The organism is Mesorhizobium sp. WSM4847 (assembly GCF_055811335.1).
Window position 1 is genome coordinate 304,471 of sequence record NZ_JBVVPY010000005.1, and the last position, 13,479, is coordinate 317,949.

A 13,479-nucleotide genomic window follows, 5' to 3' on the forward strand; every position below is an offset into this window, starting at 1 on the left:
TAACGGCGATGCCGCTAGGTCGATGACGCGTCCGCCGGCTTTTCGGCCGCCGCTTCCGCAGCCTCCCGCTTCTCGCGCGCCAGACGTTCCCGTTCCTTGCTGCGCTCGATCAGCCGGGCCGACCAGATCGAGACCTCGTAGAGAAGGATCGTGGGAACGGCCAGGCCGATCTGGCTTATCGGATCGGGCGGCGTCAGAATAGCCGCGACGACGAAAGCGATGACGATTGCCCATTTGCGCTTTTCGACCAGCGCCTCGGACGACAGCATGCCCACCCGCGTCATCAGGCTGGTCACCACGGGCAACTGGAACACCAGACCGAAGGAGAAGATCAGCGTCATGATCAGGCTGAGATATTCCGACACTTTCGGCAGCAGCGAAATCTGCACCTGGTCGTCGGTGCCGGCCTGCTGCATGGCGAGGAAGAACCACATCACCATCGGCGTGAAAAAGAAATAGACCAGCGACGCGCCCATCAGGAACAGGATCGGCGAAGCGATCAGGAACGGCAGGAAGGCGTTGCGTTCATTCTTGTAGAGGCCGGGCGCGATGAATTTGTAGATCTGGGTGGCGATCAGCGGAAAGGCGATCACCATGCCGCCGAACATCGCCAGCTTGACCTGGGTGAAGAAGAATTCCTGCGGCGCCGTGTAGATCAGCTCCACCTTGTGCGGGTCGAGCCCTGCCCATTGCGTCGCCCATTTGAACGGGATGACCAGCAGGTTGAACAACTGCTTGGCGAAGAAGAAGCAGAACAGGAAGGCGACGAAGAACCCGCCGATCGACCACATCAGCCGCCGGCGCAACTCGATCAAATGCTCCATCAGCGGAGCCGCCGACTTGTCGATCTCGTCCTTTTCCGAAATGCTCACTTGGCGGCTCCCGCCGTCTTTTTGGCGGCTGCGGCCGGCTTCTTCACCGTTGCTGGTGCGGGCTTCGGCTCGGCCTTTTTAGCCGCGGTCTTTGTCACAGCAGGTTTTGCCGCTGGCTTCGCTGCGGCCTTGGAGGCCGGCATCGCTTTCGCTGGCGCGGCCTCCGTCTTCGCCGCCGAGGCCTTTGGCGATGCGGCCGGCGCCGCCGTCGCGACAGGCGGTGTCACCGAACCATCGGTCATCGCCGGAAAGGTCGGCGCCGCCGGCGCCGCTTCCGGGGCATCGACGCCCGGCAGCACCGTCGCGCCATTGTTCAGCTCGGTATCCTGCGGCGTCGAAGCAGCCGGCGCGACCGGGTCTGCGGCCGGCTTCGGCTTCATCACCGCGTCGACGCCTGAACGGACGTCGGCCGCCGCCTGCTCGAACGGGTTGAGCTGTTTCCTGATCTCGGCGGCCGGGTTGAGGCTTCTGAGTGAATCGACCGACTTCTTGACGTCGTCAAGCTCGGCCTCCTTCAGCGCATCGTTGAACTGTTTCTGGAAGTCGGCTGCCATGCCGCGCATCTTCGCCGTCGTGCGGCCAAAAGTGCGCAGCATCTTGGGTAAATCCTTAGGCCCGACGACCACGATCATGACGATCGCGATCACCAGCATCTCGGTCCAGCCGATGTCGAACATGGCGATACGTTCCGACTAAAGTTTTGGGCTCAGCTCTTGCTGGCCTTTTCCTTCGCGGCCGAAACGGTTTCGTCGGCACGGTGCTCGACGGTGCGCTTGTCCTCGGCAACCTCGTCGTCGGCGATGCCCTTCTTGAAGCTCTTGATACCCTTGGCCATGTCACCCATCAGCTCGGGAATCTTGCCGCGACCGAACACCAGCAGCACGATCACCAGCACGATCAGCCAATGCCAAATCGAAAATGAACCCATAACAATCTCTCTCGAAAGTTTTCTCTGACGATGATCTATGCGCTTTCGCGCCGGGATTCAAACACAACCGCGACAGAGTTTATAAATGAGTGGCCGAAGTCACGCAGTTTCGGCGCCTCAGCCCGCTACCAATCGGCGCAGCCGTTAAATACCATCGCTTTCGGCACGTCGCTTGCGGTCAATCTTCCTCGACACGCGGCGTCAACAGGCCGAGTTCCTCAAGGTCGATGTCGGTCAGCGGATCCTCGTCATCGGTCAGCACATCCGGGTCGGCCGGCGGCATCGGAATGGAAAAATTCGACGGCATGCGGCCCGAAAGCAGCCCGGCACCCTTCAATTCCTCCATGCCTGGGAGATCGCGGATCTCCTCCAACGCGAAATGGTCGAGGAAGATGTCGGTGGTGCCGTAGGTGACGGGACGGCCGGGCGTGCGGCGCCGGCCGCGCATCTTCACCCATTCGGTCTCCATCAGCGTGTCCAGCGTGCCCTTCGAGGTCTCGACGCCTCTGATATCCTCGATCTCGGCGCGCGTCACCGGCTGGTGGTAGGCGATGATCGCCAGCACTTCGAGCGCCGCACGGGAAAGCTTCTTCTGCTGCACCGTGTCGCGGCTCATCAGGAAAGCGAGATCGCCGGCGGTGCGGAACGCCCAGGCATCGCCAACGCGCACCAGATTGACGCCGCGCCGCGCATAAATCTGCTGCAGTTCAGCCATCGCCGCGGCAATATTGATGCCGTCGGGCAGGCGCCCGGCAAGCTGCTTTTCGCTGACCGGCTCGGCGCTGGCGAACACGATCGCCTCGGCCATGCGCACGGCCTCTGCCATATGCAGCCGCTCGCCAGGATTCTGGGACAAGTTCTGGGCCTGACTTTCTGCCGGCACCTCGGCGAGCACGCCGTCTTCGGTCTCGTCGTCGACCTTGAACGGAATGACCGAAGCGTTGGTGCGCTCGCTCATGATGCCACCTCAACTGCCCTGATGCCTTGCGCACGACCGCGCAGATAGAGCGGCGCGAACACGTCGTCCTGCCGCATTTCCATTTTGCCTTCGCGCACCAGTTCCAGCGTCGCCGCAAACGAACTGGCAATCGCGGTACGCCGCTCGTCCGGGTCGGTCAGATATTCGACCAGGAAACGGTCCAGCGCCGTCCAGTCGGCAAGCGTGCCGATCAGCCTGTTCAGGATGTCGCGCGCATCCTTGAGCGACCACACACCGCGCCTGGCGATCGTCACATTGGTGATCGCCTGCTTCTGGCGTTGCGCCGCATAGGCGGTCAGCAGATCGTAGAGCGAGGCCGAATAGGCGTTGCGTTTCTCGACGATGACCATTTCCGGCATGCCGCGGGCGAACACGTCGCGCCCGAGCCGATTGCGATTGACCAGGCGTGCCGCCGCGTCACGCATCGCTTCCAGTCGCTTCAACCGGAATTGCAGCACCGCCGCCAATTCCTCGCCGCTTTCACCGTCGTCGCCGGGTTGCTTGGGGATCAAAAGCTTCGACTTGAGAAACGCCAGCCACGCCGCCATCACCAGATAGTCGGCGGCAAGCTCCAGCCTGAGCGCCCTCACCTTTTCGACGAAGGCCAGATATTGCTCGGCCAGCGCCAGGATCGAGATGCGCGACAGATCGACCTTCTGGTTGCGGGCAAGATGCAGCAGAAGATCGAGCGGGCCCTCGAAACCGTCGACATCGACGACCAGTGCGGGATCGCCGGTCAGCCGCGAATCGTCGTTCTCGGCCCAAAGACGGTCCATCGGTGCGGCCTTGCCGGCCTTGCTGTCCAATGTTTCCGCCACTTCCTGTCGCTTCCTTTGCTTCTAACTTCGTGTTTGACCGTGATCTGTTCCGAAAAACCGGCTCCCACCGTTCGGGATCATGGTCTAGGCCACCGCATCGAAATAGGTGGCGAATTCGGCGCGTATCTCGGTTTCATCAGCCCGATCGCGGTTCTTGATATAGGTCAGCGCCCGTTGCGCGCGTTGCAGCGACGTGCCTTCAAGCCCCGTTGTGCGCGACGCAATGCCGACCATCTCCTCGAAAACGCCGTTGCAGTGAAGGACCAGATCGCAGCCCGCCGCAAGGATCGCCGCCGCCTTTGTCGGGAAATCCCCAGAAAGTGCCTTCATCGAGGTGTCGTCGCTCATCAGCAGCCCGTCGAAACCGATTTCGCCGCGGATGATCTCGTCGATGACCTTGCCGGAGGTCGTGGCCGGGTTCTTCGGGTCGATCGCGCTGTAGACGACATGCGCCGTCATCGCCATCGGCAAATGATTGAGCTCCCTGAACGGGGCGAAATCATGCCGCTGCAAGTCGCTCATCGAGGCATCGACGGTCGGCAGTTCGAAATGCGTGTCGGCAAAGGCCCGTCCATGCCCGGGAATATGCTTCATCACCGGCAGCACGCCTCCCGACATCAGGCCCTCCGCCGCGGCGCGGCCCAGTTCGATGACGGCACGAGGCTCCTTGCCATAGGCGCGCGCGCCGATGACGTCGCTGGCGCCTTCGATCGGCACGTCGAGCACCGGCAGGCAATCAGCCGTGATGCCGTAGCGCAGCAGGTCGAAAGCATGCAGCCGCGCCATCAGCCATGCTGCGCGGTTGCCGGCATCGTGGTCGTTGCGCCACAAGGCGCCGAGCGCGCCACCGGCCGGATAATTCGGTGCCAGCGGCGGCCGCAGGCGCTGCACACGGCCGCCTTCCTGGTCGATGAACACCGGGGCGTCCGGGCGCTCGACACAATCGCGCATCGCGGCGACCAGATCGCGGATCTGCTCGGCCTCGCCGATGTTGCGGGCAAACAGGATGAATCCCCACGGGCATTCGCTGCGATAGAAACTCATTTCGTCGCGTGTGAGCGATTTCCCGGCGCAGCCAAGGATCATGGATTTTGATTCGGTCATGGGCGGGAGTTTAGAGCTTCACGCAGACAAAGGGAATCGCATCGAGCCACATCGCTCGAGCCGGAATCCCTTCCACACGAGGAACTCCTTCCACCATAGAAAACCGGCGTGGTCTGTGACCGCGCCGGTTCTTTCGGCCCAAGGGCGGGAGATTTGAAAATGGTTAGCGCGACACGAAACAGTTGCCGCCGGCAGCCTTGTAGTTGGTGCACAGGCTGATCGCATCGTTGCGCGACTTCGCCGGGACGCGAACGCGATAGAACGTTCCCTTGCCGGCGATCTCGGCCTTGACGATGTTGGCCGTGTGGCCGGAAAGCACGCTGCCATAGCGACGCTGCAGATCCTGATAGGTCGACTGGGCGCTTTCGACGGTCGGCTGCGAGGCGATCTGCATCGACCACGAGCCACCGCCGGTCGAGGCCGCCGCCGGACTGATGGACGCAACCTGGTCGGGCTTGACCTCACCGACGACGTCGACCGGCTGGTCGGACGGACGCTGCGGCGCCACCGGAACCGTGGCCGGCGTGTTGGCAGGCTGGTTGGTTTGAGCTTCAGCCTCAGCCGTGGGCACGGCGGCCAGATTGACTGCTTCCGGCGTGGCGGTTTCGGCCCGGTCGCCGGCCACTGGGTCGCCGCCCAACAGGTCGCCACTTGCCTGGTCGGCAACAGACGCTACGGTACCGGTCTGCGCCGCTTCGCCGGCCTGACCCGCCGGGGCGGCCACAAGCTGCGGCGCCGGATCGACAGGCTCGACGGCAGCCACCTGCGATGCCGCAGGCGCCGGATCCTCGCGCGCAACCAGTGAACCATCAGATTTGACCACCATGGTTCTCACCTTGCGTGGCGCAACGGCGACGACATCCGGCTCGATGCCCTGCTCGGCCTCTTGCAGAACCTGGGCGATACGATCCTCGGACTTGGGTGCCGGCGCGGCGGCGTCGGCATTCCCGGCCGCTTGCGTGCCGCCGGCCGCATCGGCGGCTTCAGCCGTGTCGATGTCGTCGGGCGAAAGATCGACCACACGGCTCTGCGGCGGTTCCTTGGCCGCCACGTCCACCGGCTCTTCGGTGTTGGTGACCAGTTTTTCCTGGACCGGTTCGGCAGGCCTCGCGCCCCCCTTGGCCACGGCGTCGTAAACCTTGTTGTCCTGGTTCGGCACGACGGTGCCGCCCGGGTTTTCCGGCCTGACCTTGATCGGTGCGTTGTCCGCCTTGACGATGACCGGCGCATCGGTGCCGCCGTTGCCGCCGAAAGACAGCGCGAAGACGCCGAGACCGCCGGCGATCGCCACGGCGCCGACGACTGCGGCGACCAGCAGGCCGCGGCTCCGGGGCCTCGCGGCATCCTGCTCGGCCAGGCCTGGAACCGACATGGCCTCATCCAGTTCGGGGTCGTAGTCGAGTTCGTCCAGGGCAAAGTCGTTGGCTTGCGCTTGCGAAACCGGTCGGCCGCTGGGCAAGTCGCCCAGATCGAAGCCGCTGGCGGCATCGGCGTAAGAGGCATTGACGGGCGATACTGCGGGTCTCGCCGCATAGGTTCGCGTTTCAACGCGGTCGGGCTCATGGCCTGACTGGAACCCGGCCCCCGGCTGGGGTCCGGCCCCCGGCTTGAATCCGGTATTGTAGGATTCGTCGTCATAGGCCGCGCTGCGCGCCGGCCCGGCAGCGACGTCCACGGCATTCATTTCCGAGAGAAGGTTGGCGAACTCGGTATCGAGATCGTCATAGGCAGGCGCCGGCAGTTCGTCTTCATTGGAGTCGAGTTCCGGAATATCGAGGTCGTCCGCCAGCGCCACGACGCGCTCGGGCACATCGACCGTCTCGACATCGGGCATCTCGTCATATGCAGAGGCTTGTTCGCTTTGCACTGGCGCAGGCGCCGCATCGGCGGCATCGCCTTCAGCTGGCTCATCCTGATAGGCCGGCTCATCCTGATAGGAGGGTGCCGCAGCCGTTGGCGGTGTCGTTGTTTCTGTGGTCGCCGAAGCCGTCGGCTGGGCTGCAAAGGCAGGCTGCGGCTGTGCGACCGGCGTTACGCGGCTCCACGAACGGGCCGGCGCAGGCGCGGCGGAGGGTGCCGTCATCCAGCTGAGCGAATCATTCGGATCCTGCTGTGGAGCGGCGGCCGCAACGTCATCGCCATGATCCAGACCGATGTCCTTGGCGAAGGCGGCGTGCAATGCATCGTCGTCGAAATCGATATCAGCCGGTCCGGCAGCATCTTCAGCGCCGAAATCATGGCCCACGAGCCCGTCGAGGAGAACGGTGTCGAGATCGGAGTCGGCGGCCTGGACCGCGTCTTCATTCGACTGCTCCGAAAGGTCTTGCTCGTCAAGGCTCCCGGCCAGTTCGTCGGTGGGATCCACTGGTTCGTCGGCGGCTTCTCCAGCCGCGGCTACAGGTTGCTGGACCATGGCGGCCGCGGACGCTGCCACCGGGGCAGCCCGTGCGCTCATGGTGCCCAACAGCGCGTTCAATTCGTCTTCGAGGCTCCGCTCCTCAGCGACGGCGGCTGGCGCCGTCGGTTCGGCTGCAACGCCGGGGGCCTGAGTAGCCGGCTCCTCGGCTTCATCGGCAAGCGTGTCGTCCAAGCTCAATTCAAGATCGTCGTCCAACGCATGTTCCGGGGTCGCGGCGGAAGGCTCGTCGTCGTTGGCGGCGATAGAATCCGGCTCGTCAATTTCCGGCTCGTCGACTTCGATCGGCTCAGCCGTGCGAATGTCGAAATCCATGTCGACGTCATCCATGGCGACGTCGGCCATAGTGTCGTGGTCGGCAAAGTCCTCGTCGGACTCATCCGAAACGGCCCAAACAGCCGCAGCGGGAGCCTCGACAGCGGCCTCGATCGGCTCATGCTCGTCGAGCGTCAGCTCGTCTTCGAGCGAGCTTGCGACGGCGTTGTCGAATTCATCGTCGAACCCGGATTCGATGTCGGCGGCTTCGGCAGCCTGCTCCACCTGCACGTGCCCGTCGAGCGTCAGCTCGTCTCCGAGTGAGCTTGCGACGGCGTTGTCGAATTCATCGTCGAAGGCGGGGTCAGCGGCCGGCGCGGAGATGTCGGCGACGGTATTCTGTTCGTCCGTCGCATCGTCGTCCAGCCGGAAATCCTGTTCGAGCGACGCAGAGAGTTCGTCGTTTACCGGCAAATCGTCTTCGAACGGCGACACGTCTTCGAGCGAACTGGCGATCGCATGGTCAAAATCGTCGTCGAACGCCGCTTCAACAGCCGGCGCGGATACTTCGGCAACACCGGAACCCAGGTCGGCGGCGGCAACGACATGGGCAGTTTCGTCCGCCGTGTCGTCGTCCAGCCGGAAATCCTGTTCGAGCGACGCGGCAAGCTCGTCGTTCCCAAGCTCGTCGTTCCCAAGCCTGTCGTCCACCGGCAAATCGTCTTCGAATAGCGACACGTCTTCGAGCGAACTGGCGAGCGCCTCGTCGAAATCGTCGTCGAAAGCAGCTTCAGCAGCCGAGGGAGTTCCGGCAACGCCAGAGCGCACATCGTCGGCAGCAATGGCAACGGCGGTTTCGTCTACCGCATCGTCGTCGAGCAGGAGATCCTGTTCGAGCGACGCGACAAGCTCGTCGTCGATTGGGTCAGTAGCAGCCGCGTCGAAAGCCGGCTCGCGAAGCTCGGCTGCGCCGTCATTGGCGTCGCCGCCGAATTCGCCCATCAACTCCTTCTCGAGGTCGATGCCGAAATCGCCGTCGTCCACTGGCTGACTTGCTGCAGCCGCCGTCGACTGGGCCTGCGGCTTGACCGGCTGGCGCGGGTCGAAGCCCATGATCCTGGTCAGTTCCGCGAACGGATCATCGTTGGCGATATCGTTTTGGGCGGCTGCTTTCAGCTGGGTTCTGTCTGCCATTATTGTTCCCGAACTCGCACTCATTCGGACGCCGTTGACGTCGCGCAGGGTTGGCCCTTACCAGCGCAATGTGGGCAAAAGGTGACAGGTTTTTTAGTCAAACCTAACGCATTTCGGTGGGCGCATCGGCTCCGATCAGCGTCAGGCCGGACGTCAAAACGTCCGAAACAGCCTGCACCAGCCCTAGTCTGGCATGGGTCAATTGTCGGTCGTTAACCTTAACAAAACGTAAGTCGGGATTTTCGGTGCCGCGGTTCCAATGTCCGTGGAAGCTGGAGGCAAGATCGTAGAGGTAGAATGCCAGCCGGTGCGGCTCGAGCGCAAGCGCCGCGGATTCGATCAGCCGCGGATATTCGGCAAGCTTCCTGATCAGGCCGATCTCGCCTTCGTCGGTCAGCGAAGCGGTGGCGGCGGCCAGCCGATTGCGATCGAAATTGGCCTCGCCCAACTGTTCGCTCGCCTGCCGGAACACCGAATGGCAGCGCGCCGAGGCGTACTGGACGTAGAACACCGGATTGTCCTTGGACTGCTCGGTCACTTTGGCGAAGTCGAAATCGAGCGGCGCATCGTTCTTGCGGTAGAGCATCATGAAGCGGATCGGGTCGCGACCGACCTCCTCCACCACTTCGCGCAGCGTTACGAAATCGCCCGACCGCTTCGACATGCGCACCGGCTCGCCCTCGCGAAAAAGCTTTACCAACTGGCAAAGCAGCACGGTGAGCTTCACCTCGTCGCCGGAAATCGCCCGGGCGAGCGCTTCCAGGCGCTTTACATAACCGCCATGATCGGCGCCAAGCACATAGATCAGCTCGACGAAACCGCGATCGACCTTGTCCTTCAGATAGGCGACGTCCGCGGCAAAATAGGTGAAGGTGCCGTCCGACTTGACCAGCGCCCGGTCCATGTCGTCGCCGACCGCTGTCGAGCGGAACAGCGTCTGCTCGCGATCCTCCCAGTCGTCCGGCTTCTCGCCCTTGGGCGGCGGCAGCTTGCCCTTGTAGATATGGCCCTTGAGGGTCAGGTCGTTGATCGCCGAGCGGATTTTCCGGGCGTTGTCGGCGTGCAGGGTGCGCTCCGAGAAAAAGACGTCGTGATGCACATTGAGCAGCGCCAGATCCTCACGGATCATTGCCATCATCGCGTCGATCGTCCTGTCCTTGACAATGGCAAGCGCTTCTTCGTCCGGCATCTGCAGCAAGGAACGGCCAAATTCGCTTACCAGAGCCTGTCCGACCGGCACGAGATAGTCGCCCGGATAGAGCCCGGCAGGAATCTCGCCGATGTCGTCGCCGAGCGCCTCGCGGTAACGCAGCATGGCGGAGCGGCCGAGCACGTCGATCTGCGAACCGGCGTCGTTGATGACATATTCCTTGATCACGTCATAACCGGCGAAGGCCATCAGATTGGCGAGCGCATCACCCACCACGGCGCCGCGGCAATGGCCGACATGCATCGGTCCGGTCGGGTTAGCCGAGACATATTCGACATTGGCCTTCTTGCCGCCGCCAACGGTCGAGCGGCCGTAATTGCGGCCTTCGCCGAGCAGCGCAGTCAGATGCACCTGCCAGAACGCGTCCTGGAGCCTGAGATTGACGAAGCCCGGACCGGCAACGTCTGCAGCGGCGATGTCCGGGTCGGCGCGCAGCGCTTGCGCCAGCCTTTCAGCCAGTGCGCGCGGCGGCTGGCCAGTCGGCTTGGCCAGCACCATTGCCGCATTGGTCGCCAGGTCGCCATGGCTGGCGTCGCGCGGCGGCTCGACGGAGACGCGCGACAAGTCCAGCGAACCGCCGTCTTTGTCTTTCAAATCAAGCGCTTCGACGGCCTTTATAATTCGCGCGTTGAAATCGGCGAAGATGTTCATTGGTGTGGCCCTGGCTCTGGCGCTTTGCGGGAATCCGGTCTATTGGCCGGCAAAATCGAGCCCCGCCTAGCTTAATTCAGGCGTATGGTCAAACAAACGGCGGTGTTCCTTCAAAGCGTAGGTATCCGTCATGCCCGCCAGGAAATCGGCGACGCTGCGCGCCTTGATGCGATCATCAGCCCGGTCGAGCCCTTCGCGCCAGCCATCGGGCATGGCGCGCGGATCGGCGAAATAGACCTCGAACAGGTCGTTGACGATCTGCTCGGCCTGGTTGCGCACGCGCACGACTTCGCTGTGTCGATAGAGATGCTTGTAGAGAAAGGCTTTCAATTCCTCTTCGAAAGCGGCCATTTCGGCTGAAAAGGTCACCATCGTCTCGCCTGCCGCCCTCACCGCGTCGGCGCTGTCAGGCTTGATGCGGGCGAGATTGGCGGTGGTGGAGACGATGACATCCTCGACCATCATCGTGATCTGCCGGCGCATCAGTTCGTGCCCTGTCCTCACATCGTCCAGCGCCGGATAGCGCTGACGCACGCCGTCGAGGATCGAGCCGGGCAGCGAGACATTTTCCAGCATGTCGAGCTTCAGAAGGCCCGACCTCAGGCCGTCGTCGATGTCATGGCTGTTGTAAGCGATGTCGTCGGCGATCGCCGCGCACTGCGCCTCGATGCCGGCGAAGCGGTCGAGTTCGAGGTCGTGCAATTCCGAATAGTCGCGGATCGCTTGCGGCACCGGCCCCTTCAGCCCGTTTCCGCTGGCGTCGGTCAGAGGCCCGTTGTGCTTGACCAGCCCCTCCAGCGTCTCCCAGGTGAGGTTCAGCCCGTCGAATTCGGCATAGCGGCTCTCCAGCCGCGTCACCACGCGCAGCGACTGTGCATTGTGGTCGAAGCCGCCCCAGGCCGCCATCTTCTGGTTCAGCGCGTCCTCGCCGGTATGGCCGAAGGGCGTGTGACCGAAATCGTGCACCAGCGCCACCGCCTCTGCCAGGTCCTCGTCGCCGCGCAGCGCCCGCGCCAGGGCGCGCGCGATCTGCGCCACCTCGATCGAATGCGTCAGCCGGGTGCGGTAATGGTCGCCCTCATGCGCGACGAACACCTGCGTCTTGTGCTTCAGCCGGCGGAAGGCCGTCGAATGGATGATGCGGTCGCGGTCGCGCTGGAACGGCGTCCGGGTCGGGCTCTCCACCTCGTCGAACAGCCGCCCGCGCGACTTTGCCGGATCGCAGGCATAGGCCGCTCGTGGCCGATAGCCGAATCCGATGTCGCCCAACTCATTTGTCATCGCCCCAACCGATTTCCATAGCCCCAACCAATTTCCATAGCCCCAATCAATTTTCCATAGCCTACGACGCAGTTGACTTGCCCCCTCGCGCTTCATACCTATCATGTGAAACCGAAAGCAAGGTGACGCCCATGGGCGCTGATGCCAAGACCGCCATGAAAGTCGAGATGACCGACGCCGCCGCCAGGCGGATTGCCAAGATTGTGTCTGGCGAAGCCGGCAAGATGGCGCTGCGTGTTTCGGTCGAGGGCGGTGGCTGTTCCGGCTTTTCCTACAAGTTCGACCTGGTCGACACCCGCAACGATGACGACGTCGCCATTGAGAAGGACGGCGCCACCGTGCTGATCGATGACCTCTCGCTGGTCTATATGGGCGGCTCGGTGATCGATTTCGTCGACGATCTGATGGGCCAGTCGTTCCAGATCAGGAACCCGAATGCGGTCGCCTCGTGCGGCTGCGGCACCAGCTTCAGTATTTAGAGAATGCCTACCATTAGCGCGGTCCGTCAGGTCGCGCTTTCAGCCGGGCGCGATCTCGATGCAACGCTGGCGTTCTGGCAAGACGTGCTTGGCATGGCCGTGCACGTGCGCTTCGATCCGCCTGGCATCGCCTTCATCATGGCCGGCGATGTGCGGCTGCTGTTCACCGATGGCCTGCCGGCCGGCACCGTCTATTTCGACATTTCGGGCCTTGACGATTTCCACGCCTCGGCAAAAGCCGCCGGTGTCCCCTTCACTGCGCCGCCGATGCTCGTCCACCGCGATACCGAGGGCCTGTTCGGGCCGGCGGGGGAAAGCGAATGGATGGCCTTTCTAAAGGATCCGGCAGGCAATACGATCGGCCTCGTCGAACGCCATCCGCCCGAGCAGCAATGAGGCCGTCATGAAAATCGTCACCTGGAACATCAATGGTGTTCGGGCCCGTATCGGCAATTTGACCCACTGGCTGACGGAAAGCGCGCCCGATATTGCCTGCCTGCAGGAGATCAAGACGGTCGACGAGCAGTTTCCGCGGGCCGAGATCGAGGCGCTTGGCTACAACGTCGAAATCTATGGCCAAAAGGGATTCAACGGCGTCGCCATCCTGTCGAAGCTGCGCTTCGACGAGGTCATCAGGGGCCTGCCGGGCGACGATGCCGACGATCAGGCGCGTTTCATCGAGGGCGTGTTCTCGACCGACAAGGGCGCGTTGCGCGTTGCCTCGCTGTATTTGCCGAACGGCAATCCGATCGATGACGAGAAGAAGTTCTCCTACAAGCTGTCCTGGATGGCGCGGCTGGAGCGCTGGGCCGAGGAACGGCTCTCGCTCGAAGAGGCGCTGGTGCTGGCCGGCGACTACAATGTCATCCCCGAACCGATCGATGCGAAGTTCCCGGAGAACTGGCTCGGCGATGCGCTGTTCCAGCCGCAGACCAGGCAGGCGTTCCGCCGGCTGAAGAACCTCGGCTTCACCGAAGCCGTGCGCGCGGTCACCGACTCGCCGGACATTTTTACGTTCTGGGACTATCAGGCCGGCGCCTGGCAGAAGAACAACGGCATCCGCATCGATCACTTGCTGCTCTCGCCCGAGGCCGCCAACCGCTTTTCCTCGGCCTCGATCGAAAAGCACGTGCGCGCCTGGGAAAAGCCCTCGGATCACGTGCCGGTCGCCATCGAACTGGGTTTTGCGCCAATCTGATCATTCGGGGCCAGAACCGCCGGATTCCCGGTGGATGGACCGTCATATCGCCACAATCGGGGTTTCCGCTGCAATCCGGGTTCGGCCGGGGTTC

General features: G+C 63.1%; 12 protein-coding genes. 3 read left to right on the top strand and 9 right to left on the bottom strand.

Going from position 1 to position 13,479, the window contains the following annotated elements; genetic code table 11:
* Nucleotides 1–14 precede the first annotated feature (14 nt).
* The 9 genes from tatC to AC0L28_RS09665 all read right to left on the bottom strand — a co-directional run bounded on the left by tatC (nt 15) and on the right by AC0L28_RS09665 (nt 11,708).
* Entirely contained in the window at nt 15–824 is an 810-nt protein-coding gene (gene tatC / locus AC0L28_RS09625) for a twin-arginine translocase subunit TatC (RefSeq protein ID WP_051407946.1), read from the bottom strand.
* A 44-nt stretch (nt 825–868) separates the two neighbouring features.
* Nucleotides 869–1,549: a Sec-independent protein translocase protein TatB gene (tatB, locus tag AC0L28_RS09630; protein ID WP_128169972.1), complete on the bottom strand. Its 681-nt coding sequence runs from the start codon at nt 1,547–1,549 to the stop codon at nt 869–871.
* A 29-nt stretch (nt 1,550–1,578) separates the two neighbouring features.
* On the bottom strand, nt 1,579–1,800 hold the full coding sequence (locus tag AC0L28_RS09635) for a twin-arginine translocase TatA/TatE family subunit (RefSeq protein WP_023802572.1): 222 nt from the start codon (nt 1,798–1,800) through the stop codon (nt 1,579–1,581).
* A 178-nt stretch (nt 1,801–1,978) separates the two neighbouring features.
* Entirely contained in the window at nt 1,979–2,758 is a 780-nt protein-coding gene (gene scpB / locus AC0L28_RS09640; RefSeq protein WP_091596919.1) for an SMC-Scp complex subunit ScpB, read from the bottom strand.
* Nucleotides 2,755–3,555 (bottom strand): segregation and condensation protein A, encoded by an 801-nt coding sequence (locus AC0L28_RS09645; protein WP_023802574.1) that lies wholly within the window; start codon nt 3,553–3,555, stop codon nt 2,755–2,757. The genes scpB and AC0L28_RS09645 overlap by 4 nt, the downstream gene beginning before the upstream one ends.
* A 126-nt stretch (nt 3,556–3,681) precedes the next feature.
* The gene (gene nagZ / locus AC0L28_RS09650) at nt 3,682–4,701 is read right to left on the bottom strand and encodes a beta-N-acetylhexosaminidase (protein ID WP_473477011.1); all 1,020 of its coding nucleotides are present in this window, start codon (nt 4,699–4,701) and stop codon (nt 3,682–3,684) included.
* Between the two features lie 163 nt (nt 4,702–4,864).
* Nucleotides 4,865–8,566 (bottom strand): SPOR domain-containing protein, encoded by a 3,702-nt coding sequence (locus AC0L28_RS09655; protein ID WP_473477014.1) that lies wholly within the window; start codon nt 8,564–8,566, stop codon nt 4,865–4,867.
* 103 nt (nt 8,567–8,669) lie between these two features.
* Nucleotides 8,670–10,427 (bottom strand): arginine--tRNA ligase, encoded by a 1,758-nt coding sequence (gene argS, locus AC0L28_RS09660; protein ID WP_473477016.1) that lies wholly within the window; start codon nt 10,425–10,427, stop codon nt 8,670–8,672.
* 66 nt (nt 10,428–10,493) lie between these two features.
* Nucleotides 10,494–11,708, bottom strand: a complete 1,215-nt coding sequence (locus tag AC0L28_RS09665) for a deoxyguanosinetriphosphate triphosphohydrolase (RefSeq protein WP_287285638.1) — start codon at nt 11,706–11,708, stop codon at nt 10,494–10,496.
* Nucleotides 11,709–11,839: 131 nt separating this feature from the next.
* Between AC0L28_RS09665 and erpA the strand changes: the two genes are divergently transcribed.
* From erpA to xth, 3 genes are read left to right on the top strand one after another with little or no spacing between them, the layout of a single operon-like run.
* The gene (gene erpA / locus AC0L28_RS09670; protein WP_287376942.1) at nt 11,840–12,187 is read left to right on the top strand and encodes an iron-sulfur cluster insertion protein ErpA; all 348 of its coding nucleotides are present in this window, start codon (nt 11,840–11,842) and stop codon (nt 12,185–12,187) included.
* A gap of 3 nt (nt 12,188–12,190) precedes the next feature.
* Nucleotides 12,191–12,583 (top strand): VOC family protein, encoded by a 393-nt coding sequence (locus AC0L28_RS09675; protein WP_287376939.1) that lies wholly within the window; start codon nt 12,191–12,193, stop codon nt 12,581–12,583.
* Nucleotides 12,584–12,590: 7 nt separating this feature from the next.
* The gene (xth, locus tag AC0L28_RS09680; protein WP_023802580.1) at nt 12,591–13,385 is read left to right on the top strand and encodes an exodeoxyribonuclease III; all 795 of its coding nucleotides are present in this window, start codon (nt 12,591–12,593) and stop codon (nt 13,383–13,385) included.
* Nucleotides 13,386–13,479: the final 94 nt, after the last annotated feature.

Bases quoted from the DNA above. Each gene is read 5' to 3' on its own strand.
- tatC (WP_051407946.1), bottom strand. From the start codon at position 824: ATGGAGCATTTGATCGAGTTGCGCCGGCGGCTGATGTGGTCGATCGGC.
- tatB (WP_128169972.1), bottom strand. From the start codon at position 1,549: ATGTTCGACATCGGCTGGACCGAGATGCTGGTGATCGCGATCGTCATG.
- AC0L28_RS09635 (WP_023802572.1), bottom strand. From the start codon at position 1,800: ATGGGTTCATTTTCGATTTGGCATTGGCTGATCGTGCTGGTGATCGTG.
- scpB (WP_091596919.1), bottom strand. From the start codon at position 2,758: ATGAGCGAGCGCACCAACGCTTCGGTCATTCCGTTCAAGGTCGACGAC.
- AC0L28_RS09645 (WP_023802574.1), bottom strand. From the start codon at position 3,555: ATGGACCGTCTTTGGGCCGAGAACGACGATTCGCGGCTGACCGGCGAT.
- nagZ (WP_473477011.1), bottom strand. From the start codon at position 4,701: ATGACCGAATCAAAATCCATGATCCTTGGCTGCGCCGGGAAATCGCTC.
- AC0L28_RS09655 (WP_473477014.1), bottom strand. From the start codon at position 8,566: ATGGCAGACAGAACCCAGCTGAAAGCAGCCGCCCAAAACGATATCGCC.
- argS (WP_473477016.1), bottom strand. From the start codon at position 10,427: ATGAACATCTTCGCCGATTTCAACGCGCGAATTATAAAGGCCGTCGAA.
- AC0L28_RS09665 (WP_287285638.1), bottom strand. From the start codon at position 11,708: ATGACAAATGAGTTGGGCGACATCGGATTCGGCTATCGGCCACGAGCG.
- erpA (WP_287376942.1), top strand. From the start codon at position 11,840: ATGGGCGCTGATGCCAAGACCGCCATGAAAGTCGAGATGACCGACGCC.
- AC0L28_RS09675 (WP_287376939.1), top strand. From the start codon at position 12,191: ATGCCTACCATTAGCGCGGTCCGTCAGGTCGCGCTTTCAGCCGGGCGC.
- xth (WP_023802580.1), top strand. From the start codon at position 12,591: ATGAAAATCGTCACCTGGAACATCAATGGTGTTCGGGCCCGTATCGGC.